This window comes from Marinomonas sp. 63XJN7_9_ISO-PGPR-S23-217 (assembly GCF_056173515.1).
Genome location: NZ_CM149678.1, coordinates 1,842,691 through 1,866,851, shown reverse-complemented (window position 1 = coordinate 1,866,851; position 24,161 = coordinate 1,842,691). Strand labels below are relative to the sequence as shown.

21 protein-coding genes are annotated in these 24,161 nt (G+C 45.1%); 5 read left to right on the top strand and 16 right to left on the bottom strand.

Going from position 1 to position 24,161, the window contains the following annotated elements; genetic code table 11:
• Window positions 1-54: 54 nt before the first annotated feature.
• Together dapA and AC0VYI_RS08785 are read left to right on the top strand one after the other, a co-directional pair.
• Window positions 55-927, top strand: a complete 873-nt coding sequence (gene dapA / locus AC0VYI_RS08790) for a 4-hydroxy-tetrahydrodipicolinate synthase (RefSeq protein WP_199475924.1) — start codon at window positions 55-57, stop codon at window positions 925-927.
• A 223-nt stretch (window positions 928-1,150) separates the two neighbouring features.
• On the top strand, window positions 1,151-1,834 hold the full coding sequence (locus AC0VYI_RS08785) for a P-loop NTPase family protein (protein WP_199475923.1): 684 nt from the start codon (window positions 1,151-1,153) through the stop codon (window positions 1,832-1,834).
• 171 nt (window positions 1,835-2,005) lie between these two features.
• Here AC0VYI_RS08785 and AC0VYI_RS08780 read toward each other — a convergent pair whose 3' ends face one another.
• The 9 genes from AC0VYI_RS08780 to AC0VYI_RS08740 form a co-directional block, all read right to left on the bottom strand.
• Complete coding sequence (locus AC0VYI_RS08780) at window positions 2,006-3,601, bottom strand: APC family permease (RefSeq protein WP_199475922.1); 1,596 nt, start codon at window positions 3,599-3,601, stop codon at window positions 2,006-2,008.
• Window positions 3,602-4,203: 602 nt separating this feature from the next.
• Window positions 4,204-5,205 (bottom strand): TIGR03842 family LLM class F420-dependent oxidoreductase, encoded by a 1,002-nt coding sequence (locus AC0VYI_RS08775; RefSeq protein ID WP_199477271.1) that lies wholly within the window; start codon window positions 5,203-5,205, stop codon window positions 4,204-4,206.
• Between the two features lie 191 nt (window positions 5,206-5,396).
• Window positions 5,397-6,131 carry an NADPH-dependent F420 reductase gene (npdG, locus tag AC0VYI_RS08770; RefSeq protein WP_475448757.1) on the bottom strand — a complete coding sequence of 245 codons (735 nt, stop codon included), beginning with the start codon at window positions 6,129-6,131 and terminating at the stop codon, window positions 5,397-5,399.
• Window positions 6,128-6,958, bottom strand: a complete 831-nt coding sequence (gene cofE / locus AC0VYI_RS08765) for a coenzyme F420-0:L-glutamate ligase (RefSeq protein ID WP_475448755.1) — start codon at window positions 6,956-6,958, stop codon at window positions 6,128-6,130. Before cofE ends, npdG begins: the two co-directional genes overlap by 4 nt.
• Complete coding sequence (gene cofC, locus AC0VYI_RS08760; protein ID WP_475448753.1) at window positions 6,951-7,616, bottom strand: 2-phospho-L-lactate guanylyltransferase; 666 nt, start codon at window positions 7,614-7,616, stop codon at window positions 6,951-6,953. Before cofC ends, cofE begins: the two co-directional genes overlap by 8 nt.
• On the bottom strand, window positions 7,616-8,575 hold the full coding sequence (cofD, locus tag AC0VYI_RS08755; RefSeq protein WP_475448752.1) for a 2-phospho-L-lactate transferase: 960 nt from the start codon (window positions 8,573-8,575) through the stop codon (window positions 7,616-7,618). The genes cofC and cofD overlap by 1 nt, the downstream gene beginning before the upstream one ends.
• Window positions 8,575-9,795, bottom strand: a complete 1,221-nt coding sequence (cofH, locus tag AC0VYI_RS08750; RefSeq protein WP_475448750.1) for a 5-amino-6-(D-ribitylamino)uracil--L-tyrosine 4-hydroxyphenyl transferase CofH — start codon at window positions 9,793-9,795, stop codon at window positions 8,575-8,577. The genes cofD and cofH overlap by 1 nt, the downstream gene beginning before the upstream one ends.
• Window positions 9,792-10,934, bottom strand: a complete 1,143-nt coding sequence (cofG, locus tag AC0VYI_RS08745) for a 7,8-didemethyl-8-hydroxy-5-deazariboflavin synthase CofG (protein ID WP_475448748.1) — start codon at window positions 10,932-10,934, stop codon at window positions 9,792-9,794. The genes cofH and cofG overlap by 4 nt, the downstream gene beginning before the upstream one ends.
• A 260-nt stretch (window positions 10,935-11,194) precedes the next feature.
• Entirely contained in the window at window positions 11,195-11,842 is a 648-nt protein-coding gene (locus tag AC0VYI_RS08740; protein WP_475448746.1) for a TetR family transcriptional regulator C-terminal domain-containing protein, read from the bottom strand.
• Between the two features lie 284 nt (window positions 11,843-12,126).
• Between AC0VYI_RS08740 and AC0VYI_RS08735 the strand changes: the two genes are divergently transcribed.
• The 3 genes from AC0VYI_RS08735 (at window position 12,127) to hydA (ending at window position 16,543) form a co-directional block, all read left to right on the top strand.
• Window positions 12,127-13,365, top strand: a complete 1,239-nt coding sequence (locus tag AC0VYI_RS08735) for an allantoate amidohydrolase (RefSeq protein WP_475448744.1) — start codon at window positions 12,127-12,129, stop codon at window positions 13,363-13,365.
• Between the two features lie 66 nt (window positions 13,366-13,431).
• Window positions 13,432-14,916: an NCS1 family nucleobase:cation symporter-1 gene (locus AC0VYI_RS08730; protein ID WP_475448742.1), complete on the top strand. Its 1,485-nt coding sequence runs from the start codon at window positions 13,432-13,434 to the stop codon at window positions 14,914-14,916.
• Window positions 14,917-15,103: 187 nt separating this feature from the next.
• Window positions 15,104-16,543 carry a dihydropyrimidinase gene (gene hydA, locus AC0VYI_RS08725; protein ID WP_475448740.1) on the top strand — a complete coding sequence of 480 codons (1,440 nt, stop codon included), beginning with the start codon at window positions 15,104-15,106 and terminating at the stop codon, window positions 16,541-16,543.
• A gap of 101 nt (window positions 16,544-16,644) precedes the next feature.
• On the opposite strand, the gene AC0VYI_RS08720 is transcribed toward hydA, so the two are convergent.
• From AC0VYI_RS08720 to AC0VYI_RS08690, 7 genes are all read right to left on the bottom strand, one after another.
• Complete coding sequence (locus AC0VYI_RS08720) at window positions 16,645-17,385, bottom strand: aspartate/glutamate racemase family protein (RefSeq protein WP_475448738.1); 741 nt, start codon at window positions 17,383-17,385, stop codon at window positions 16,645-16,647.
• A 264-nt stretch (window positions 17,386-17,649) separates the two neighbouring features.
• On the bottom strand, window positions 17,650-18,966 hold the full coding sequence (gene guaD, locus AC0VYI_RS08715) for a guanine deaminase (RefSeq protein WP_475448736.1): 1,317 nt from the start codon (window positions 18,964-18,966) through the stop codon (window positions 17,650-17,652).
• 3 nt (window positions 18,967-18,969) lie between these two features.
• On the bottom strand, window positions 18,970-19,773 hold the full coding sequence (locus AC0VYI_RS08710; protein WP_199477260.1) for an ABC transporter permease: 804 nt from the start codon (window positions 19,771-19,773) through the stop codon (window positions 18,970-18,972).
• Window positions 19,770-20,663: an ABC transporter ATP-binding protein gene (locus tag AC0VYI_RS08705; protein WP_475448733.1), complete on the bottom strand. Its 894-nt coding sequence runs from the start codon at window positions 20,661-20,663 to the stop codon at window positions 19,770-19,772. Before AC0VYI_RS08705 ends, AC0VYI_RS08710 begins: the two co-directional genes overlap by 4 nt.
• Before the next feature lie 72 nt (window positions 20,664-20,735).
• Window positions 20,736-21,734 (bottom strand): ABC transporter substrate-binding protein, encoded by a 999-nt coding sequence (locus AC0VYI_RS08700; RefSeq protein WP_475448731.1) that lies wholly within the window; start codon window positions 21,732-21,734, stop codon window positions 20,736-20,738.
• A 92-nt stretch (window positions 21,735-21,826) separates the two neighbouring features.
• A complete protein-coding gene (gene wrbA / locus AC0VYI_RS08695; protein ID WP_475448729.1) occupies window positions 21,827-22,483 on the bottom strand; it encodes an NAD(P)H:quinone oxidoreductase in 657 nt (218 codons plus the stop codon).
• 81 nt (window positions 22,484-22,564) lie between these two features.
• Window positions 22,565-23,563, bottom strand: a complete 999-nt coding sequence (locus tag AC0VYI_RS08690) for an isopenicillin N synthase family dioxygenase (protein ID WP_475448727.1) — start codon at window positions 23,561-23,563, stop codon at window positions 22,565-22,567.
• Window positions 23,564-24,161: the final 598 nt, after the last annotated feature.

Sequence of the window (24,161 nt, the reverse complement as noted above, 5' to 3'; positions counted from 1 at the left end):
CAAGCCTCCGGTTACTTTAGTCAAAATACAAGTAACAATCATTGAGGTAATAGTATGTTTCACGGTGCCATCACCGCATTAATCACCCCTTTTCGTGACGGACAGCTTGATGAAGTCGCATTGCGAAATATTGTCCGCTGGCAAATAGACCAAGGTATCAATGGATTAGTTCCTGTCGGTACCACAGGAGAATCTCCCACCCTAAGCGAAGCAGAACATAAACGTGTCATAGAGATCACAGCCGAAGAAACCAATAAAGCGGTGCCCATCCTCGCGGGAGCAGGCTCTAATAATCCGGTGGAAGCGGTTATCTATTCAGACTATGCCTACCGAGCAGGCGCCGATGCCACGTTACATGTTGCAGGTTACTACAATCGTCCAAATCAAGCGGGCTTGTATCAACATTACAAACATGTCCATGACAACAGCCAACTCCCGATCATCATCTACAATATTCCACCTAGAAGCATTGTCGGCGTAGAGGTTAATACGCTTGCCCAGTTAGCAGAATTGCCTCGCATTATTGGTGTCAAAGACTCCACTGGCGACCTCACGCGCCCTATTCGTGAGCGCGCGCTCATCCATAAACCTTTTTGCTTCTTAAGTGGCGATGATGTTAACAGCGTCGCCTACAACGTTGGCGGAGGAAATGGCTGTATTTCGGTTTCGTCCAACGTTGCACCAAAACAAATTGTCGAGCTGCAGCAGCTCTGCGCGGAAGGTAAATTCACCGATGCGATGCATCTACAAGACAAGCTGTTTGCCCTTCACAGTGCATTATTTCTGGAACCCAATCCCGCAGGCGCTAAGTACGCTATGTCATTGCTTGGGTTATGTACCGAAGAGTGCCGTCTGCCGATTACCGCATTACAAGACAGCAGTAAATCGGCGATCCGCCAAGCTATGGAATCACTAGGTTTATTATAAGTTTTATTTATCTTTAAACCATCCGCCAAATAACTTGATGGAAAGACAAGCCAATCGTTTTAATAATTGGCTTGTCTTTTCAGATAAAAATAATTATTTGTCATGTTTTATTGCTACAGTAGAGGCTCTGAATCATCCTTTTTTCTTTTGTCTCTGCACTGGCACAAAAGAAAAAGACACAATCACTCAAAACACTTAAACCTCCAGTCATAGGGAGATATCAATGGCTAAAGTACATTTTGTTGGTGGTGAAAAAGGCGGTGTGGGTAAATCCATGACGGCTCGAGTATTAGCACAATTTTATATTGATAATGAGAAACCTTTTCTAGGTTTTGACTGTGATGCCTCTCATGCTACTTTTTCCCGTTTTTACAGTGATTTCGCTTCTCCCATTATTGTGGGTGAAGAGGACAGCCTAGATGGTATGCTCGCCTCTATCGAAGAATACCCAGAGCGTGATTTAATTGTCGACTTGGCGGCCCAAACAGCCGAGCCGCTAGGAAAGTGGATAGAAGAAACCGATGTTTTTGGTCTACTTGATGAAATGGGCTACCAAGTCTGTCTTTGGCATGTCATGGACGATGGCGTCGATACCATTACCTTACTTGATCAGCTCCTAGAGCGCTACCCACAAGAATCGGTAGACTTTGTCATCGTCCAAAACTATGGTCGAGGTAATGACTTCTCTCGTTTCCAAAAGTCTGACACCTATAAAAAGGCGGTAGAACGCGATGCCTTGATCATTGAGCTACCCAAGCTACAAACTAAGTTAACACAGAAGATCGACTTTAATAACAGCAGTTTCTGGGCTGTCGCCAATGACCGTAGCATCATGAATATTGCCGAACGCCAGCGCATGAAAGTCTGGTTGCGTAATACTTATGAACAACTAAATCAGCTCGGTTAAGCTTTTTATCGTTAAAGCAGAGTAAAGCAATATTCATCAAGCCAAGGCTAATTCCTCTTATGAGTCAGGGCTTTGGCTTTTTATGGGATTCATAAAAACGCCTCTCTAACACAGTATCTGTGTCAGAGAGGCGCTTGAACGCTAATAATAGCGAATACTTACACTATCATGTTAAGCCGTTTTTGCTTCGGCCTCTTCATGGTACTCAACCTGATGCTCATCATCTTCATCAGGAATAACGGGGGTTTCATAACTAGAGGCGATACCCCAGAAATAGGTGACCAGAGAAATTATCACGAGAATGATGATATCCACGGGCGAACTAATATAGTCTTTACCACCGAAACTACCGACATAGGATAAGATGAAAAGAGCAACATAATAAGCAAGCAACCAAACGGCACGCTTAACATCACCTTGACCTTGATCGTTCTTGGCAAATAAAGCATACCCCACCCACGCTATCATCAACACAGGCAATAGCAATTCATTGACTCCCCAGCTACTCCAGTAAATCAACAAAGTACTTGCGATGAAGGCCAGCGGACTGATAATTGCAAAGGCAGGTAACACAAACGGACGCTTCAAATTAGGAAGACGCTTACGGAAAACCGCCGCACTGACAGGACCAGGCATATAAGTTAATACGTTAGCCGATGTAACCGCTGCAATCAGACCGCCCCAGACTTGGAATTCAGAAGGTAGCGTCCAAGCAATGGCTAGAATCAAAGACAACCATAATGCGCCACGAGGCACACCAGACTTCTTATCCACCTTACCCAGTGACTTAAACAGACGACCATTTTTTGCCCAAGCAAACAAGATACGACTTGCACCCGCCAAATAAATATTCCCAGTGCCCGCAGGTGAAATAACCGCATCCACAAGAATTAAGTTAATCAACCAAGCAAGTCCTAGTGAGCGAGCCAAATCCGCGTAAGGCGAATTGAAGACATTAGCAAGACCATGCCAACCATGTGCTTTCAATAAATCTGATGGCACGGCTCCCATAAAAGAGAATTGCAACAGAATATAGATAACAAAACTGGCTCCTAACGCCAACATAATGGCAATCGGAATATTTCGCTGTGGGTTCTTCGCCTCACCAGCAAAGTCCACTGCTTGGCGAAAACCAAGGTAGGCGAAAACAATCCCAGCCCCTGTTAACGACGCAAACACACCGTGAATTCCACCTGGGTGGGTTGCAGGAACCTGCAAGTTCGCACTTTTGAAGTAACCAAAAAAGGTGACGATAGCCACTACAGGAACAATGAATTTAATCGCCGTAACAATCGTATTGATACGCCCGAAAACATTCACACTCCAATAGTTTAATGCGAAGAAAAATACCAATAAGAGGATTTGCATAATGAAGCCAAGATCCGTCGGACTGCCGTCAGACTGACCTAACGCAGGCCACCAATACATGGCATATTGACGAACCGCCTCCACTTCAACACCAGCTGTACTGGTATAAGCCAATAACGCACTGATACCAATAACAAAACCAACAAGATTACCATGCGTGAAATTTGGATAACGAACAAATCCACCAGCACGTGGCACACTTGCCCCTAATTCGGCAAACACCAAACCAATAAACAGTACCATAATGGCACCTAACGCCCAGGCGTAGCCAGACCATGCTCCAGCAAAACCGGAGCTTCTTAGTGCGGCATAAAGCCAACCGGAACCGATCATAGAACCGATCCCGAGTAGCGTTAAATCTAACAATCCTAATTTTTTCTTAAGCTTACCATCAGACATAGCTGTTCCCCTACGAAAGCAAAAGGTTGGAAAAGTGAACTATATTATTATTTTTACTTAAAGATGCTTCTTTCTTTAAATAATTAAGTACTGATTTATCACTATTTTCCTAAAATGTGTCAACTATTTGAAAAGGATAGCCTTATTGATTTAAGACAGTGAAACCATACTGAAGGCAAATTAGCAAAAAACCGCCAAGGTAAGCGATGACGAATAGAAAAATTGTTTAATGAAAACATAAGACATTGTTTTTATTGATTTTTTATTTAAAATAAAAATATCTTTATTAAATGGATAGGATTAAACGCACAATAAAATGCCAATTAACGACATTCAACCACCAACCAATCCGAAAAGAAAAAGCAAATACAGTGCAAAAACATAGAACACATTGAAATTTAAATGATTTTTTATGGGAAAGAAAATGATTTGTAAAAATAGTGAAATAAATACAACCGATAGAGAAATAACCAATCCTATACAGTATTGTTAGATATCATCTCTATTAACATTTCTTAACAGTAGCTAAAAATGAAAGCTAACGCTCAAGCAATGAACGCCAGCTTTGTATTGTTATGAAAAAGCGCATTTCATGATTCAGATTATTTAAACGCTGGAATGATATGCTGGCCGTAGTTGGCGATGATTTCTTCCTCATCCCCACTGTCTAAATAGATATTGAACTGAGTCGTACCCGCTTCTTCGAGCGCCTTCACCTTGGTGATGTGCTCCTCTACAGTTCCCAGCACACAAAAGCTTTTCACTATGTCTTCGGTAATAAAGTCTAAGTAGGGATTATCACTTTGACCGTGCTTTGAGTAATCATAACCACGGCGTTTTTCAATGTAGTCCGTCAAGCTTTTGGGCACCAAACCGGAGTCACTACCGTATTTTTCAACGATATCTGCCACATGGTTACCCACCATCGCTGGAAACCATTTGGTATGTTCAATACAGTAATCCATATCGCCAAAATAAGCGGGGGCTGCCGCTTGTATCTTAAAGTTAGACATATCACGCCCAGCTTCTTGACCCGCACTAATGGCTTGATCCTTAAACCAAGTCACCAAACTGGGATCACCAATTTGTAAAATCAAACCATCGCCTACTTGCCCTGCTGTAGCCAATGCCTTTGGTCCATACGCACCGATCCAAACAGGTAACTCATACCCCACTGACCACGGCAATTTAACTGGCTCTGGGCACTCCCCATATTCTACTTCTTCACCGCGCACCATGGCTTTCACTTTCGTGGTAAATTCAGCAAGGCGTGCCAAGGTGGCAGGTTTTTTACCCATCACTCGCATGGAGGAATCCCCACGGCCAAGGCCTATGTCAAAACGACCATTACTTTGCAATGCAAGGCTGGCGTATAAGCTTGCCGATAATGACCAATCACGGATATTAGGATTCGTCACACAAGGGCCAAAACGCATGGTTTTGGTATGCTCCATGCACATGGCCATGGCAACGAATGACTCGCGCCATAAAATGTGTGAGTCATAGAACCAGCAATAATCAAACCCAGCCTCTTCCGCTTGACGTACTAAACGACGTGCTCGATCTGGGCTCACAAAACCTTTAAACGTAATACCAAATTCCATAATATGTTCCTCTTGTGATTATGCTTTTTTAATATTTTTCAAAGTTTGAATCTGTTCTAAACAACTTTCCAAGATGTACTGAGCAAAACCAAGACGAGGCAAAAACAGACGAAAAAGCGGAGTCTATAAGTTATAAATGAGCATTTTGAGTCTGTTTTTAACAAAGTATTGGTGAGTTCAGTAATCGAAACCTAATGATCTGGTGGACAAATGCGAATCCCGGCATGACTAAAAGGCACGTCTTTTGAGATATTCAAACGGATCAAAATGGGCGTCAGCGCCTCAATACAGCGAGCACTTTCGGCTAATCCTGCGTTATAAGCCTTGGTCCCCATCCTTTCGATAAGCGACATCACGCTTTTTTTCGCAGCTAAATCATTACCACATACGAGAATATCGCAGTTGATGGAACGCGATAGATCATTCAACGTGACAGCTGACACATTATGCAACGCACCGACAACGGGAATACTTTCTCCCAGCAATGCCTGTGCAGATTCGGTAACCGAACCCGCTTCAGGCATGACAACGGCTTTAGGGTTACCCTGCGCAAGAGGCACTACAATGTCGATTAATATTTTGCCTTCCAATAAAGGCTTTAATGTCGCCAAGGTGGCATCGTGTCCGCTGTATGGCACGGACAATACCACCATTTGATCGGCAGCCTTGGTGGCTTCTTCCATGGACATGCCCGTAATATCAGCAACACCTTTCCATTCTGGTAAATCCCATTCAGACAAGGTCGTAATCAGCTGTTGGGCGGTTTCTTGTGCTTTGTCCGGATCACGAGACCCAAGCACAACGCTCACACCAGCCATGGCTAAACGCAACGCTAACCCTTTTCCTTGTGGCCCTGTGCCACCAATAATGGCGACTTTACTGATCTCTTCTTTCATCTCTGCGTTATTCATCGCTACTTTACTCATCGAAAAAGGTCCTCATTGTGGGAACGAATAAGATCTCGGCTGCTACTGTCGGTTTTCGGCCAATCAAGACCTCGAAAAACAATCACCGGGGCTTTGGCACTTTTTTCCATTAATAGACCAGACGCGGCCGCCAACTCATCGCCAAACGCTGGCGCGGTGACACTTAAAGGTCGACCAAAAGCGTCCACTTCCCCCGCCATATTCATAACGCCTGGCACATTGGCCAGGCCAATCGCCACATTGGTTTGCCCTAACCGCCAGGGTCGACCAAAGGTATCGCTAATAACTACCCCTAAGTTGCAGTTAAAATGAGACTCCAAAGTAAGACACAGTTGTCGAGCGCTTTTGTCTGGATCGTCCGGCAATAAAATAAGCTGCCCAGGGTGATCCGCATTGGATTCATCTACCGCCGCATTGGCACAGATGTAGCCGTTTTTATGCTCTGCAATCAGTACACCTTCTTGCTGCTCGGGACGCTTCACCGCGCGGACAATGCGTTTTGATTGAGAGAGAATCACTTCGACTTTTCGTGGATCCTTGTTGACTGTTTTGGCTAATGTAATGGCATCATCGCTGGGAGTGATTTGATCTAAAAAGGCACACGCCCCTTCGGTTTTCGATACCACTTTATGGGCAATCACTAAGATGTCGCCTTCAAGCAAGGTTTGTTGATTCAACGCGAGCGTATCGATAATGCTTTGCGCTAAATCATCTCCTTGCTGAAAGTCGGGTAAGCCACGTAAACGAAACATCGACATAGCATCCGAAGAGGCAAACACAGAAGAAGACGTCATAGGAAAAGAAGCAACAGCAAGTGAATCAGACATAAGACCGCTCCTTCGATTGCGGCGCTAATCGCCATGTTTTAAAACGATTTGGTTGTTGCTGTGTCGCCTGTTCTAAATCATCGCTTTGATCGATATCCAAGGACAAATGAGGTAACTGCAAGGAACAGCAACGTAACCCCCGTCGTGCCGCATGTTGGTGATGAGACAAGGCCGAATGAACCCCATAGAGAAATGCAATGGCACTCGGCGGCGTGGTTAATAACGCGTTGGTACCACCATCTTTCGCCTCCGCAATCACCACGTCTGATTCCCTTGCAGCCATTAATAGGGTGTGAATTTCTTGTTTATCCAACCAAGCAATATCACTGGGAATAATCAGCTGATGAGCGTAGCCCAAAGAAGTGACTTTTTGACAAGCACGATCTAGTGCGCTATTAAGCCCTAAGCCACCTTCATCAAATAGACACAAGGCACCATGCCGTTGTGCCAAGGCTAATATCTCCCTTGAATCACTCACCACCAACACATCCAGATTGGCAAATTCATATCGAAAAAACACCAAAGTGCTTTCAAACAAATTCAACGCCAGCTTTTCTCGAGATGCATCTGACAAACAACTCGCTAAACGCTGCTTAGCACGACGGGGCGATTTCATAGGAATCACCACACAGAGCTTTTTCAACAGAGGTTGTTCCATTATGCTGCCCTCAGATTACGTCGAGACTGAGCAAATTCAATCACCTTGGTCATGAGCCCTTGCTTGTCTTGAGTGCTTTTCATTAAAGTGTTCGTCACCAAGACATCCACCCCCTGATCATGCAACCAAGGCACATCGTTTCGGTCGGCATCATCTATTACCAAAGCGTGCAAAAAAGAGGAATAACACTGATAAATGCCTTTTGAATCGATGCTTTTCCCTGCACTTTCCAACATTTTGTCTGCTGGCCCTTTAATTGTTTTTCCGCTAATCAAAGGTGAAACAGCGATCACATAGGCCCCGCTTTTTGCAATGGCTTCTTGAATTCCGGACACCGCAAGAATGGCACCGATGCTGACAATAGGGTTACTCGGTGCAATTACGATTACATCGCTTTTGGTGAGCTGAGATAGGGCTTCCGGCGTTGCTTTGGCTATGTTGGCACCGCTGTATTCAATAGCAGACACTTCTGGCTGGCAGCGCTCACGTACAAAATATTCTTGAAACGACAACCAACCCTGTTTCGTTTGCACTCGTGTCTGCACTACATCGTCGGTAGGTAATAAAATCGGTAACGTAACCCCATGGCGCGTCGCTAAACGCTGAGCAATATAGGTTGGACGGACACCTTGTTTGCGTAATTCCGTCCGGTAAATATGGGTCGCAAGATCCAAATCCCCCAAGGTCATCCAAGTCTCTTTACCAAGGGTATTCAGCTCACTTAAAACTTGGTGTGTTTCATTTTTTCGCCCCCAACCTTGCTGGCGATCAATCTGATCACCAAGGGAATAAATCAAGGTATCAATATCGGGCGAGACCCAAAGTCCGTGAAACTCTTCGTCATCGGCCACATTACCAATGATTTGTGTCACGTTCGCATATTGGCTCGCGGCTAGGCCTTCGGCCGCTTTCGCACCGCCCACACCGCCTGCGAGTAAGGTAATGGTTAATTCTGACATTAGGCGACTCCTTGAATAGCAATGCGTTTTTCCATCGCGGGAGCGGATCCATAATCTTTTACCATGTCATAACTTGTATTGCGTTGAATTGCTTTAAGGCCCGCTGCATGAATATTGGCCACCATGTCTTCAGGCATGACCTCTTGCCCGTGAGTGCCACCCGCCGCCCGAGAAATGCTCTCGTTCATCAAGGTACCACCCAAATCATTCGCGCCAGAACGCAACATGGCCGCCGCCACATCAGGCCCCATTTTTACCCACGATGCTTGAATGTTATCAATGTGGCCTTGCAGCATTAAACGAGCAATAGCGTGCATTTTAAAGTGCTCATCACGGGTTGGCCCTGGACGAACCGTGTCAGGATTGTCTTTGTACAAGCGCGTTTCGTAATGAATAAAGCCCAGTGGCACAAACTCGGTAAAGCCACCCGTTTCTTTTTGAATATCACGCAACCGTTTTAAATGATTAGCCCAATGAACGGGCTGATCCACATGGCCATACATAATGGTCGAGGTGGTTTTTACACCAACGGAATGGGCGGCTTTGATAATGCGAATCCACTCTTCTGTGGTGAGCTTATTTTTAGTGAGTTTTTTGCGTACCTCGGTATCCAAGATTTCAGCGGCCGTACCTGGCATGGTGCCAAGCCCTAATGCCTTTAATTCGGCTAGAAAGACCTCTGGCGCTAATTTCGCTTTTTTGCAGCCATACCAAATTTCAAATGGTGAAAACGCATGGATATGGATATCTGGGACTCGCTTTTTCACAGCGATCACCAAATTTCGATAGTAATCCGCATTAATCTCAGGGTGTAACCCACCTTGAATACAAACTTCTGTGGCCCCTCGATGCCAAGCTTCTTCGGCACGGTCAGCCACTTGCTCCACAGTGAGAAACTCTGCCTCTTTATCACCTTTTTCTTTCGCAAAATTACAAAAGCGACACCCCATATAACAAACATTGGTAAAATTGATATTACGGGTGATCACAAAGCTGCCCGTATTGCCGACGCGCTTTTCGCGCACTTTATCGGCAGTGTCCAGTACCGCCTGGCTTTCGACTCCCTGCGTGTCGAATAACACACATGCTTCTTCGACACTGAGTTCGCCGCCTACCAAGGCTTTATTTAAAATATTACGTACCCTTGAGCCCACTTGATTTAGCTGTGGCGTAAATGAATCTGCAGCAGGTGCCAATAAATAGGATGATAATGAGTTCATGCGACCACCTCTTCTTTAAGAAAATAATTCGAATGAGTCGCTTGTCCCGATAAGTCAGCCACTCGATGGGTTAAGTTTGCGGTGAGATAACGGCTCTCTTGCTCTTGGAAGCGGGCGTAAATCGTCAAGCGCTCCTCTAGGGAATAACCCAGACCTTGACAGGCCTTCGCCACATTATCGATCTGTGGCCAAGCCCGCTCTGGATTAATAAAATCTTTCGTCAGCGGCGAGATTCCGCCCCAATCATTAATACCTGCGTGGATATAACTCCCGTATTCTTCTTGTAAATTCGGCGGAGCTTGTACACTGATTTCGGCGGGTAACAGCAAACGAGCTAGGGCGATGGTTCTCTTCATGTCATCAAGGCTAGGTTCCATACAAGCCGCCATAGCGGTTCCAGGTTTCGCGCGAAAATTTTGAATAATGACTTCTTGAATATGACCATAAGACAAATGACGGTCACGAATGGCAAGTAAACTATCAATACGATCTTGCCAACTTTCACCGATACCGATCAAAATCCCCGTCGTAAAGGCGATATCAAGGCGACCCGCTTGCTCTAAAGTATTAAGCCGACGCTTCGGCGTTTTATCTGGACACGCATGATGCGCTTGACCTTTTTTTAATAGCGTATTAGAGACCGTTTCTAACATCATCCCCATGCTCGCCGCGACGGGTTTAAGATGCTTTAATTCATCGTAAGATAGAGCGCCCGCATTAATATGCGGCAGCAAAGTGGTTTCAAGTAACACATTTTCACACTGGTCATGAAGGTAGTCTAAGGTATGGGTATAGCCAAGATGTCTCAGTAAATCCCGAGCTTTTTGATGGCGTTCTTCAGGACGCTCCCCCAAGCTAAACAAGGCTTCTTTGCAATCCAATACTTGCCCTTCTCGTGCCGTTTTCAACACTTGTTCAGGTGTCATGTAATTCGCATAAGGAGAATCAGGCCCTTGCACAAAGGTGCAATAGCCACAGGCATCACGACACATATTGGTCAGAGGAATAAATACTTTTTTCGAGTACGTTAGTCGCTTTCCCCAATGTTCATCACGTATTTTTGCTGCTTGTTGGCATAATGCGAACAGATCAGGGCCACTGGCAAATTCATAAGATTGAGCTTCTGAAATAGAAATCATATTCACTCCAACCAACAGGATTAAACTAATTTTTTACCATTTGGTATAAAAATTAATAACACGTTTTTTTTAACAGAGTAAATTGTTTTTTTTAGTGCAGAATGTGCACCATTTTAGAGATAGGGAATTTAACTAAAGATAAATAAATGGTTAACCAAAAGGTTAAGATTATGAAAAATTTGATTTTTTGGTTGACCTTATCTAACAAAAAATGAAGTCAACCAAGCAGAACCAATAAAGAAAATATTGTGAAAATAAAATTAATTATTTTTTTTAGCACCAAGAGCGCGCACAACAAACTCAGTGACGGCGTCTTCAGCTCGTTGAAAGTCTGCTTCTTCTAAAGTATTTTTGCCTAGCAACACTTCCATTTGTACCGAAAAATCGGCATAAGTTTGTGTCGCCGCCCAAATGGTGAAGAACAAATGCTCGGGGTCGACACAATCAATTAATCCCTTATTTATCCAAGACTTAACCAAAATAACATCACGATCAAATTGGGGTTTTAAGTGGCTAATAAGATACTCTTTAAGAACAGGGGCTCCGCTGATAATTTCGTGCGCAAACACTTTTGAACCATTGGGATACAATCGTGAAAGCGCCATTTTTTCACTGACATAGCGGCGAATGATGACCTCAGGAGTCTCCCCTTGAACTTCTAAAAAAGACAGCTTCTCAATCCAAATATCCAGCATCTCCTTTAATACTCTTCTATATAGTAAGTCTTTGTTTGGAAAGTAATAAATCAGATTTTGTTTGGAAATTTTTGCAATCTCAGCAATACGTTCCATAGAGGAACCACTAAACCCTTTTGACGCAAAAACAATCTCTGCGGCACGCAGGATACGCGATTCTAATACTTCCCTATTCACTGACTGCTTCGTCCGTTTTTCTTTTTTATCCAGCAAGTTTCACCTCAAACTATAACACACTGTTTTTACTTAATTTTTCGACATTATATTTTAAAAATAGCATAACAACTATAAGACTATGAGAAAACTATTTCTCATAATCGTTAAAAAGTTGGCCTATTTTTTGCTCCACAAAAGACAACATCGATTTATTTGAAAAAAGCAAACCATTCTTATCGCTAGGCATGAGCATCATGTTTGATAAGTTTTCTGCGCGATCATTTTTTACCTTTTGGTAAATTTTATTTTCATACTGGTTTATAGAGTCATAGGAGAACATCATGCAGGATCTTCGTATTAACAAACAACGCCTTTGGGACACACTAATGGAAATGGGAGACATTGGCGGAACAAAGAAAGGCGGTTGCAACCGTTTAGCAGGAACGGATCTAGACAAACAGGCTCGTGATCTTTTTGTCTCTTGGTGCAAAGACGCAGGCTGTGATATTTCCATCGACAAAATTGGCAACATCTTTGCTCGTAGGCCGGGTAAGAACAATGACCTCCCTGCCGTAGGAACAGGCAGCCATCTTGATACACAGCCAACTGGTGGTAAATTTGACGGCGTCTTCGGCGTTTTATCTGGGGTCGAGGTGCTGCGTACTCTCCACGAAAATAACATTGAAACCCCAACGGCAATGGAATTCTCCGTCTGGACTAACGAAGAAGGCTCCCGCTTCCAACCAGCAATGCAAGGCTCGGGAACCTATGTAGGTCGTTTTGATTTAGCAACCGAACTTAACAAAACCGATGTGAATGGCATTCGCCTTGGCGATGAGCTAGAGCGAATTGGTTACTTGGGGGATATGGAACTGGGCAGTCGACATATGGGGGCCTTCTTTGAAGTCCACATAGAACAAGGACCCATTCTCGAAGACGAAGAGAAAATGATTGGTATCGTTCGACTCGGTCAAGGGATTCGCTGGTATAACATTGAAGTCATTGGCCGCCCCTCTCACTCTGGCACCACCCCCATGCACTTGCGCAAAGATGCCATGCTTGCTGCCTCACTGATTGTGGCAGAAATGAAAGCCATTGCCGACCGCCATGAAAATGGTTTGGGGACCGTTGGTTTTATGCAAGTCTGGCCAAACTCTCGCAACACCATTCCTGGCAATGTGAAGTTCAGTGCCGATCTGCGTAATCCCAAACCCGATGTATTACTGGCAATGCACGAAGAACTGCTGGCCTTTTGCAAAAAAATCTCCATCGACCATGGTCTTGAAGTCAATGTGGACCCTTTCTGGTATTTCGCTCCCGTGGAATTTAATGCTTCCGATGATGTAAAAGCCGCCACAGAAAAGCTGGGGTACAGCCATATGGATATCTATGCCGGTGCGGGGCATGATGCCTGCTATATGGCCGACCTTGTGCCCACAGGAATGATTTTTACGCCTTGTCTGAATGGCATTAGTCATAACGAAGCCGAATACAGCTCCCCAGAAGAATGTGCAGCGGGTGCCAACGTACTACTACATACCATGCTAGAAGCCAGCGAACGCATTGCGAAGGAACATTAGTCCACTTAGGAAACGGACAAAATACCCCCAAACCACGCTTAAATAATCACATGACAGAGGTGAATCATGACCAGCAAATCGATAAAAAAGGGCGACTTCTACGAATTAGAAGTTGATAGCGACCTCCAATATAGCACGGCCTATAACGATGACCTTGCACCGACAAAATTGAGTGAACGCACCTGGAGCAAATGGAACATTGCTGCGTTATGGGTTGGGATGGCCATTTGTGTTCCCTCTTATACATTAGGGGGAGTGCTAACGGCTTATTTTGGTTTATCCGTCATGGAAGCCTTATTCACCATTTTGATCGCCAACTTAATCCTACTGATTCCTCTGACACTAAACGCTTACCCTGGTACCAAATTCGGCATTCCGTTCCCGGTGTTACTTCGTTCCTCTTTTGGCATGGTCGGCTCAAATATTCCCTGTTTAATCCGTGGTTTAGTTGCCTGTGGTTGGTTTGGTATTCAAACGATGTTTGGTGGTATGGCCGTCCATCTGTTCCTATCTGCGATTTCCAGCAGCTGGGCCAGCTTAGGAGGCACCGGTGAAGTGCTTGGCTTTTTCATATTCTGGGCATTGAACATGTATGTGGTGATTCGTGGCTCAGAATCCATTAAGTGGATGGAAACACTCGCGGCCCCCCTTTTACTCGCCGTTTCAATAGGCCTGCTTGTTTGGGCAAGTGGCAAAGTCTCTCTTGTTGAAGTGTTATCCACCCCTGCGACACGAGCCGCTGGGGCTAGTTTTTGGGGGTATTTCTTTGGTGGATTAACCGCCATGGTGGGATTCTGGGCAACGCTGTCGCTTAATATTCCCGACTTTAGCCGTTATGCAAAATCTCAAAAAGATCAAGTCATCGGACAAATTATTGGTTTGCCATTGACCATGTTCTTGTTTGCATCACTTGGGGTTATTCTAACCGCCGCGTCACCAACGCTTGTTGGGGCAACCATTTCCGATCCTATTTCGCTTATCGGAAAAATCCACAGCCCTTTCTGGGTGGCCATTGCTATGGTGCTGATCGTCATTGCGACTCTGTCCACTAACACAGCTGCCAATGTCGTGTCTCCCACCAACGATTTTCAAAATATCGCCCCTAAATACATTAATCAAACCCGTGGCGCTTTATTGACAGGTTTTATTGGTATTGCCCTAATGAGCTGGGAGCTATTGAAAAAACTCGGTTGGGTTCAATCCGATGTTAGTGTAGAAGGCATGTATTCGAACTGGCTTCTAGGCTACTCAAGCCTACTTGGCCCAATTGCAGGTATCATGATTGTCGATTATTTCTTAATCAAGCGCCAGCATTTAGACTTAGTTGCTCTGTACACCCCAAACAGCCTTTACCCTAACTTTAATAGTTCAGGCTTGATTGCTTTTGCGCTGCCAGTGCTCATTACGCTGATTGCCGTTAATACCCCAACCATTGGCTGGTTCTACCACTATGGCTGGTTTACCGGAGCGGCCACCGGTGCGATTGTGTATTTCTTCTTAGCCAATGCCAAACAAAGTCCCTCTCGCCAAGCTAAGGCGGTGCAATCTTAATCGCAGTTCAATCAGGGTCTTTTCGTTAACCACAAAGCAAACCATAAGCGCCAACATCCCCCTTGGTGTTTATGGTGACAATATACTTTTCACGGTACAACGTGCAGCGGTCCAACGTGACCTTATACGCAACATTCCGTGAGTGAACTTCTAATAATAGTGAACATCTAACAATAAGGACGTCATTATGAGTCTACTGATCAAAGGGGGGACGATTGTCACCCATGAAGAATCGTTTCAAGCTGACATTTTATGTAAAGACAATAAGATTATTGAAATTGGTGAGATCAACAGTATACCTGACTATACCAAGGTCATCGATGCCACAGGCAAGCTGATCATGCCTGGGGGCATTGACCCTCATACCCACATGCAATTGCCTTTTATGGGTACGGTCGCCAAAGACGACTTTGCCTCCGGTACCGTCGCTGCCCTTGCTGGCGGCACAACGAGTATTATCGATTTTGTCATTCCTAGCCCTCAACAATCGCTCTTAGAGGCTTATCAGCAGTGGCGTCAGTGGTCCCAAAAATCCTATGCGAATTACACCTTTCACGTGGCGATTACCTGGTGGGATGACAGCGTCGGAAAAGAGATGGCAACACTTGTCAACGAACACGGGGTAAACAGTTTCAAACACTTTATGGCTTATAAAAACGCCATCATGGCAACGGATGACATTCTTGTCTCCAGCTTCACGAAATGCCTTGAACTAGGTGCTATCCCCACCGTCCATGCTGAGAATGGTGAATTGGTGTATCACCTACAAAATAAGCTTATGGATCAAGGTTTAACCGGACCAGAAGCCCATCCATTATCACGGCCTTCTTCAGTGGAAGGCGAAGCGGCGAACCGTGCTATTAGTATTGCCAACACACTAGGTGCTCCCCTTTATTTGGTGCATGTGTCTACTGAAGAAGCTGTCGATGCCATTCGCTATGCCAAAGACCATGGTTATACGGTTTTCGGCGAAGTATTAGCTGGGCACTTAACCGTCGACGATAGCGTCTACCAAAACCCAGACTGGGCCACTGCTGCTGCCCACGTCATGAGCCCGCCATTTAGACCAAAACAGCATCAAGATGCCCTTTGGAAAGGGGTTCAGGGTGGAACCTTACAAACCACGGCCACCGATCACTGCGCTTTTTGTGCGGAACAAAAAGCCATGGGGAAAGACAACTTTACACAAATACCCAATGGCACCGCTGGAGTGGAAGAGCGCATGATGGTGTTATGGGAAAAAGGCGTCAATGCAGGCAAAATCACCGCCAATGAATTCGTCGCGCTCACCTCAACCAATACCGCGAAAATCTTTAATATCTACCCAAATAAAGGCTGCGTTCGTGTTGGCTCGGATGCTGATTTGGTGATTTGGAACCCTGCCACCACTCGAATACTGTCAGCGAAAACCCATCAATCCATGATTGAACACAGCATTTTCGAGGGTATGGAAATACACGGCGTACCTGAAACCACCATCTGCAATGGTAAAGTAGCATGGCATCAAGGTGAATTACTGTCTCGTTCAGGCGATGGCAAATACATTAAGCGTCCCGCCTATGCGCCTTATTACGAAGCACTTAAAAAGCGTCAAACATTAAATCAACCCAAAGCGGTTTCACGTTAATATTTTACGATCATAAAAGGCACACTTAGAAAATAAGGGCGCCAAGGCGTCCTTATTTTGGGATGATAAAAACGCATTTTAAACAGAAAATTCTTATTACATTAACGCGGTGCCAAAAACTGAATGGCTCGTTCAACACCTATTCTAGGGCTACTAATCACGGGGATTGAAAGCTCAACGCCATCAACTACTCCCGCCATAGAAGATTGAGCAAGCATAATTAAATCGTAGTCCTGTTCTTTTTCTCTCAAAACTTTGGCGATGTCTTCATAATAGCCTTTTTCATTGCCCGATAAAAAATGCTCCCAAGCATCATCAACATATTGAAGCGTCACTGTGGGTTTCACTCCAAAGTGATTCATGGAAGATTTCAACAGCTCACGAGTCGGCTTTAACGTACTTTGCAACGCAGTCAAGACCAATATATTATTCGCGCGCTCTACCGCAAAATCCGCCATCGCTCGATCAATGCTTTCAATATGACTACCATTCAGCATTCCAATATTTTCAGCCACCTGCCCAATATACGAACAAGTGACCACCACCACTTTTGATTTTTGGCTTAGCGCTTCGATGGCCGCCGTCACATCCCCTTCTAATACTCTGTCTATGCCATTGGCATGGGCTCGGCTCAAAAAGTGGGGCCTCACTTCATGTTTAACGGATAACTCCGGCGCAAGTTCCTTCATAATGGCATCAAAGTTTTTGACACATAAAGCAGAAGTATGCAAAAAAGCAATATCGTATTTTTTTGTAGTCACTCGACTATTAATGGGTGTATTTTCCGGTGTTATATTATCCGGCGCTATATTAAGTGCGAATGTTTCTGTCATCGCAGTCATAATCATCCCTCGAATACATAAAACGACTTATTTATATAAGCCATATATAAATATAATGAACTGATCGTTACTATCTTTAGTGGCTTTTTAAAAAAGCTTCTAAAATAATTTATAGTGGTTTTTGTTTTAATATTCTAGGATGCAATCGCTTCATCCTTATAGTTTTTTCATTCATAAAAAAACTGACATAGAACGTCTAATTGTATATAAAGAGACAATAAATTTTGTCCTTCTATTAAGTATAGTAAAGATATATAGAAAGCGTTATTTATCAGATGGGGCTTTGACGCTTGATTCTTTCAAATACTGACACTTCCCCGCAATAAAAGTCGACTGAACAGCCCTATCGTCCCCCAAAACCATCAAAGCAAAGAGCCTTTCTTCAATGCTCTGACACAAGGCTTGCCGACGCTTCATTAACGGTGTGCAAGCAAGGTTATAAATGACAAAGTCTGCCTCTTTGCCACTCTCGAAGTTGCCAACTCGGCTCTCTAAGCTCAAAACACCCGCATTGCCCAAGGTTGCCATATAAAAAGCACGTAAAGGCGAGAAACGGGTACCATTGATCTGACAAATTTTATAAGCCTCACTCAAAGTCGCTAACATCGAAAAACTGGTGCCCGCCCCAACATCCGTTGCAATTCCCGTTTGAACCATTTTGCTTGTTCTATCTAAATCAAATAAGCCGCTACCGAGAAACAGGTTGGATGTGGGGCAAAATGCAATGCGACTATCGCTTTCTTTAAGGCGCACCAATTCCGCTTCAGACAAGTGAATACCGTGACCAAACAGACTGCGAGGCCCCAATAATCCATGATGATCAAACACATCGACGTAATCACGACGCTCTGGAAACATTTCTTTTACTAGGGTCACTTCCGCGAGGTTTTCGGCTAAATGTGTTTGCATATAAAGATCTGGAAATTCTTCCATTAACGTGCTGATGTGTGCAAATTGCGCCGGTGTTGACGTCACCACAAAGCGCAATGTCGCAGCATACAATTGCCGTCCATTATGATGCCAACGCTCAATCAACTGGCGAGTCTGCTGATAGGAGGCTTCCGTGGTTTCACTTAGAGCATCTGGCGTATTTCGATCCATCATCGACTTACCCATGATCATACGTGTATTACGTTTTTCGCTCGCGCAAAAAAAGGCCTCCGCAGCGGAAGCATGGATGCTGCCAAATACTGCCGCCGTTGTCGTGCCATTTCTGAGTAATTCCTCTAAGAAAAACTCAGCCGTTTCTTGAGCATATTCAGAGTCCGAAAACCTAGCTTCCGTAGGGAAAGTATATTGATCAAGCCACGCCAGAAGTTGCTCTCCATGCGAGGCAATCACATCGACCTGTGGGTAGTGAACATGCGTGTCTATCAGGCCCGGCATAATCAGAGCATCTTGATAATAAAATACCGCAGCCTGCGGGTACTGCTTAAGTAATGCTTCACGATGTCCGACGTCGACAATGCGTCCTGAGCAGGTGTCTACCAACAAAAGGCCATCGGAAAAATACTCGTATTTATCTTGACCAAGAAAATGCAAAACAGAGCTACAATGGGCTTGCAACAACGTCGTTGGCATGGATTAGTTTTCCGTTTTTACGGCACTGTCATGCCAATTACGTAAGGCTAAATTCGATAACCAAACCATCAAAGCAAACAATAAAATCCCCGTTGCCGTAATCAAAAATAAGGCCGCAAACATTTTGGGAATTTGTAAGTTATAACTGGACTGCAAAATCATATACGCCAAACCTGCTTTTGCGCCGCCCGTGCCCGCCACAAACTCAGCGACCACAGCACCGATCAACGCCAACCCAGAACTGATGCGCAAGCCTCCAAAAAAATATGGCAGAGCCCCTGGAATACGCAACCGCACTAGCTCTTGCCATCGGCTAGCACGATACATGCGAAACATATTTAATAAATTAGGATCCACACTGCGCAGGCCCAAGGTGGTGTTAGAAATAACGGGGAATATCGCCATAATGACCGCACAAACAACCAAAGCCCACGTGGTGTCGTTAATCCAAATAATAATTAAAGGTGCGATCGCAACGATGGGGGTGACCTGCATCAAGATAGCGTAGGGAAAGAAACTGACTTCAATCCATTTACTCTGAATAAACAGAAGGGAACAAGCGACCCCCAATACCACGGATATCGCAAAAGCAAAAAACGTCACCGTTAAAGTGACCCAGAGTGCATGAAACAAAACACCCCAGTTATCCACTAGAGCCTCAAAGATAGCCACTGGATCCGGCAATATATAAGGTGCGATCCCTAAAGCGCGAACGATCAACTCCCACAAAAGCAGAAATATCACCCCTACGGCGATGGGTGCCGCAATTTGAACAAACCCTTGGTTTTTAATCAGTGGTGTTTTCATACCTTGCCCTCCTGACCCATGGCACTGGCTTTTTCTAAAGCGAAGGAAACCTGTTTGCAATATTGTGCAAAGCTCTGAGAGACCCGAAAATCAGAGTGACGAGGAAATGGCTCATCAATGATAATGTCTTCGACAATACGTCCAGGACGCGCCGCCATCACTACGACTCGACTGGACAAATACACGGCTTCATAGACACTGTGTGTGACGAAAACAATCGTCCAACCATTCTCCTGCCATAATCTCAGCACATCATCATTCAGCTTATTGCGTGTCATTTCATCCAAAGCACCAAAAGGCTCATCCATCAGCAATAGATTCGGCTGAGTCACCAGTGCCCGCGCAATGGACGCCCGCATCTGCATACCACCTGAAAGCTCTCTAGGGTAAGCATCAGCAAAACGGCTTAAACCAACCATATCAAGGGCTTGCTCGACTCTCTTGTCGACATCTCCCGCGACGTATTTTTCCAAATCCAAGGGCAAGCGCACATTGCCTCGCACTTTCGCCCAGGGCATTAATGTGGCGTTTTGAAAGACAAACGCTAACTTACGCCCTTTTTCTCCGACCACATCGTAATCTTGCTCCCACCACTTAATGGTGCCGCGTGATGCCTCACCAAGACCGGCCATAATCCGCAACAAGGTACTTTTGCCACAACCGGAAGGCCCCAGCAGACTAACAAACTCGCCTTGCTTAATGTCTATGGTGGCGTCTTTTAGAGCGGTGGTACCATTGCCGTAGACCTTATCGACATTACGCGCCTGAATAACCGGACGGCGGGAACGCTCATCCCCTGTTGGGGCCACCTTATTGCTAGCACCGACATCCTCCCTGTTCGAACCCCATTCCGTGGTGTCCATTGTCGTACCAGAAAACTCTCTTATCATTGTCATCATCATGCTCCAATGTACACGGGAGAAGTACCAATCGGTTACATCATTCCCCCGTGATGCGGTGTATTATTTGGACAGTAAAACAGGGGGATTAGGCAGATAATCAAGGGAGTAGACATCTTTAATATTGATGTCTTTAGTCAACAGTTTCTCTTTTTTCATTAAATCGTATAGCTGGGTCCAACGAGCATTAGTCATAACGCCAATGCCGCCTTTTTTGGCATCACCACCATCAAGCAAATGGTACTTTTTCATCATGGCAAAACTAAAGGCGAGCTGAGCATCCGTCATTTGAGGGTTGGCCTTTTTGATCAAGGCATTCCCCGGTGCTGGATCTTTCATATAACTTGCCCATCCTTCCATTGTCGCTTTGACAAATCGTCTTACCACATCAGGATGTTGCTTGAGCATTTTTTGAGTGGTTTCAATGGTTTCAGCATACGGAGGGTAGCCATAATCCGCCATCAAAAAGATGGATGGCTTCACGCCACCTTTCTCTATCGCAAAGGGCTCTGAGGTTATATAACCTTGTTGTGCAACCCCTTTGTTGGCTAAAAAGGGAGCAACACTGAACGTGTATGGCCGCGCCATGCTATCCGTAAACCCGTAATTAGCCTTTAACCAAGGGTAAAAACTGGTATAAGCCGATGTCGCGACATAAACAGGCAACTTTTTGTCGGCAATTTCTTTTAAAGACTTAATATTGGGATGAGCAATAATGGCTTGAGGGTCTTTTTGAAATACGGCTGCCACCGTGACAACAGGTAAGCCTTGAGACACAGCGTTCACACTGGACATGGGATAGCCCATTAACATATCAATACGTCCGGCCACCAAAAGTTGCATACCGTTAACTTGTGGACCACCCATTTTGATGTCGACATCTAGGCCGTATTTTTTATAAATCCCCATCGCTTTGGCTTGATAAAACCCACCATGCTCCGCTTCAGCAAACCAATTTGTCCCAAAGGTTACCTTGTATAACGCTTTCGCCATGGTTGCCGAACTAAAGACAGACATTCCAATGACAGCAATAAAATAAAGCAGTATTTGTTTCAATCTCATAATGGGCACTCCAAATCCGATATAAAAGTAATTGAACGCTTTGAACACGAGTTCTACTGGGTGTCATGACACCAAGCAGAAAGACACATCATTTATTGCGCTAAAGCCGCCGCCAGTTCCACAGAAGCAGGCTCTGCCTCAACTTGCCGCGCCAAACGAGCAACACGAGCTCCCAAGGTTGAGGCGATGGTTAACTCAATCTCATCCACACCCAGCGAACCATCAAAGCCCGTGACTGCAGAGGCACCATAAGGAGAGCCCCCTTTACGAGTTTGAATCAACGCAGGTTCGCTATGGGGCACCCCACAAAGAATCATGCCATGCTGCAAAAATGGCAGCATAAGCGACAGCAAAGTCATTTCATTACCTGAATGCATTCCGCCAGTAGAGGTAAATACGGCGCCAACTTTGCCGATGAGAGCCCCCTCTCTCCATAACGGCGCGATTTCATCGATAAAGGAACGTAGCGGTGTGCTCATAAGGCCATAGCGTGTTGGTGAGCCCCAGATAATGCCATCGGCCCAAACCAAGTCATCTGCACAAGCCTTTGGCAATTCTCGGTATTCCTGTTGTGCGGCAATAAAATCGGCTCGTTTTGTATCCACGCTAAACTCCGGTTCTTGGATCGCCACACGGCGTAAACGCACATGGGCACCTTCTGCTTGAGCCCCGTCAGCAATGGCTTTCGCTAACGCCAGCGTGGAGCCATAACGCGAATCCACAATGACCGTCACCTTAGCTGTTTTCATGACCTTTCTCCCAAAAACACTCAAATCAAATGGCGTACTTGCTTGACGTTTTGCGTTGTTCGCCGTCGCGAGTAAAAATCGCTACTTTTTACCTGTAAAGTTGGCGTTAATGCGCTGCAATAAGTAGTCTCGAGCGGTTATCGGGGCATATTTTCCCTCAGGGCCCTGGATCAGCTGATCTTTATTGGCTTGACAGAAAAACGCCATACTGTATCGAGAATGATTGGCCTCTGTGGCCGTTGGCATACGCACACGGTGTAACGTGGACAGAAGCTTGTCATCACTCCAGCGCATTAGCATGTCGCCAATATTGCAAGTGATGATCCCTTCCTCAGGTTCGACATTGCTCCACTCTTGGCGATTTGTCTCTTTGGCTTCTTTGCCAGGACACACCTGCAAACCGCCCTGCCCTGTTTTTTGAAAGACCATGGTTAAACAATCAAAATCCGTATGCGCGCCTGCTCGCCATAATCCAGATTGTTTTTCAACATTCTCTAAGGGCAAATAGTGCAGTAAGCGTAAGGTGCTTTGGTATTCTTGAGAGGTACGATCATGGGCCTGAGTAAAAAAGTCTTCGACAAAACCAAGCTTGTTGGCAAAGCAAGACAACACCTTCATCCCCAACCGCCACGCTTGATACTCAAAGGAGAGCATAATGCGCTGAAACTCTGGCACGGCTACTTGACTCGGCCATAAGTCAGTCATGTGAGGTAAGGTAATCTGATAGGATTCTTTTTGGTCTGGTGTTCCTGTCGAGGGACGCACTTGCGCTTTAAATTCCCAGCCGACATTCAGGCCGTCTTTTAATGCGTAGTGCGCTTTCTCCTCCTGAGACTGAGCGAAGAAGCGCTCAGAAGCCTCAAAGGCTGCTTGAATGTCCTCACGGGTAAGACCATGATTGACCAACTGAAAAAAGCCAACGTTCGTTGCGGCTTGCCAAAGCTGCTCGGTTATTTCTTCTCGGCGTTCGTCAAACGCCCTTAGATCGATTAATGGAATCTGGCGTTGATGATTTTCGACGCCCAGCCCCCCTATCGTCTTTTCAAAATTTAATTCATTCAAACCATAAGATGTGTTCATAGACTCTCCCAATAACCCATTACGTTATTGGAGCAATGCCCGACGGTATTAACCGTCCGCCGCTTCTACTCCCTTGCTTTTACTCACTGATATAAAGCAAGCTAAGGAGTGCGTGATTGAAAAGACGTCTAAGGTCAATCATCACGCGACCCGCTACCATACGCCTAAGACGAATGCTTGCCCGATCCCGCGAGCAATGACCCAGTTATGATCAACCTGTCAGCTTCTACTCATGGAAATACACCCAATTGATGTACAAATTCATCATCAGCAATGCTTATGCCAACTGAAAAAAAGAGTTAAAGATCAATCATTAAAAAAGATTCAATGCTATTTCGCACCATGCCATGCACTAGGAAGAGCCAATATCATTCTGAAAAAGCACCACAAGCGTACCTCTTAACAAGAATCTGATTTAGTAAGGCCATGATAGAAGCAGGCATTAGACGGCTTCTATTAGAAGGCTTGCCTACTTTGCTAGCATTCATCAAGTTGGAGAGTTTTTTGCTTGCTGCTTATAACCACATGGTTAGCAGGAAAGAGTAGAAGCAGGCAGATACATCATCGGGTCATTGCTCTTGCCACATCAGCAACCGTA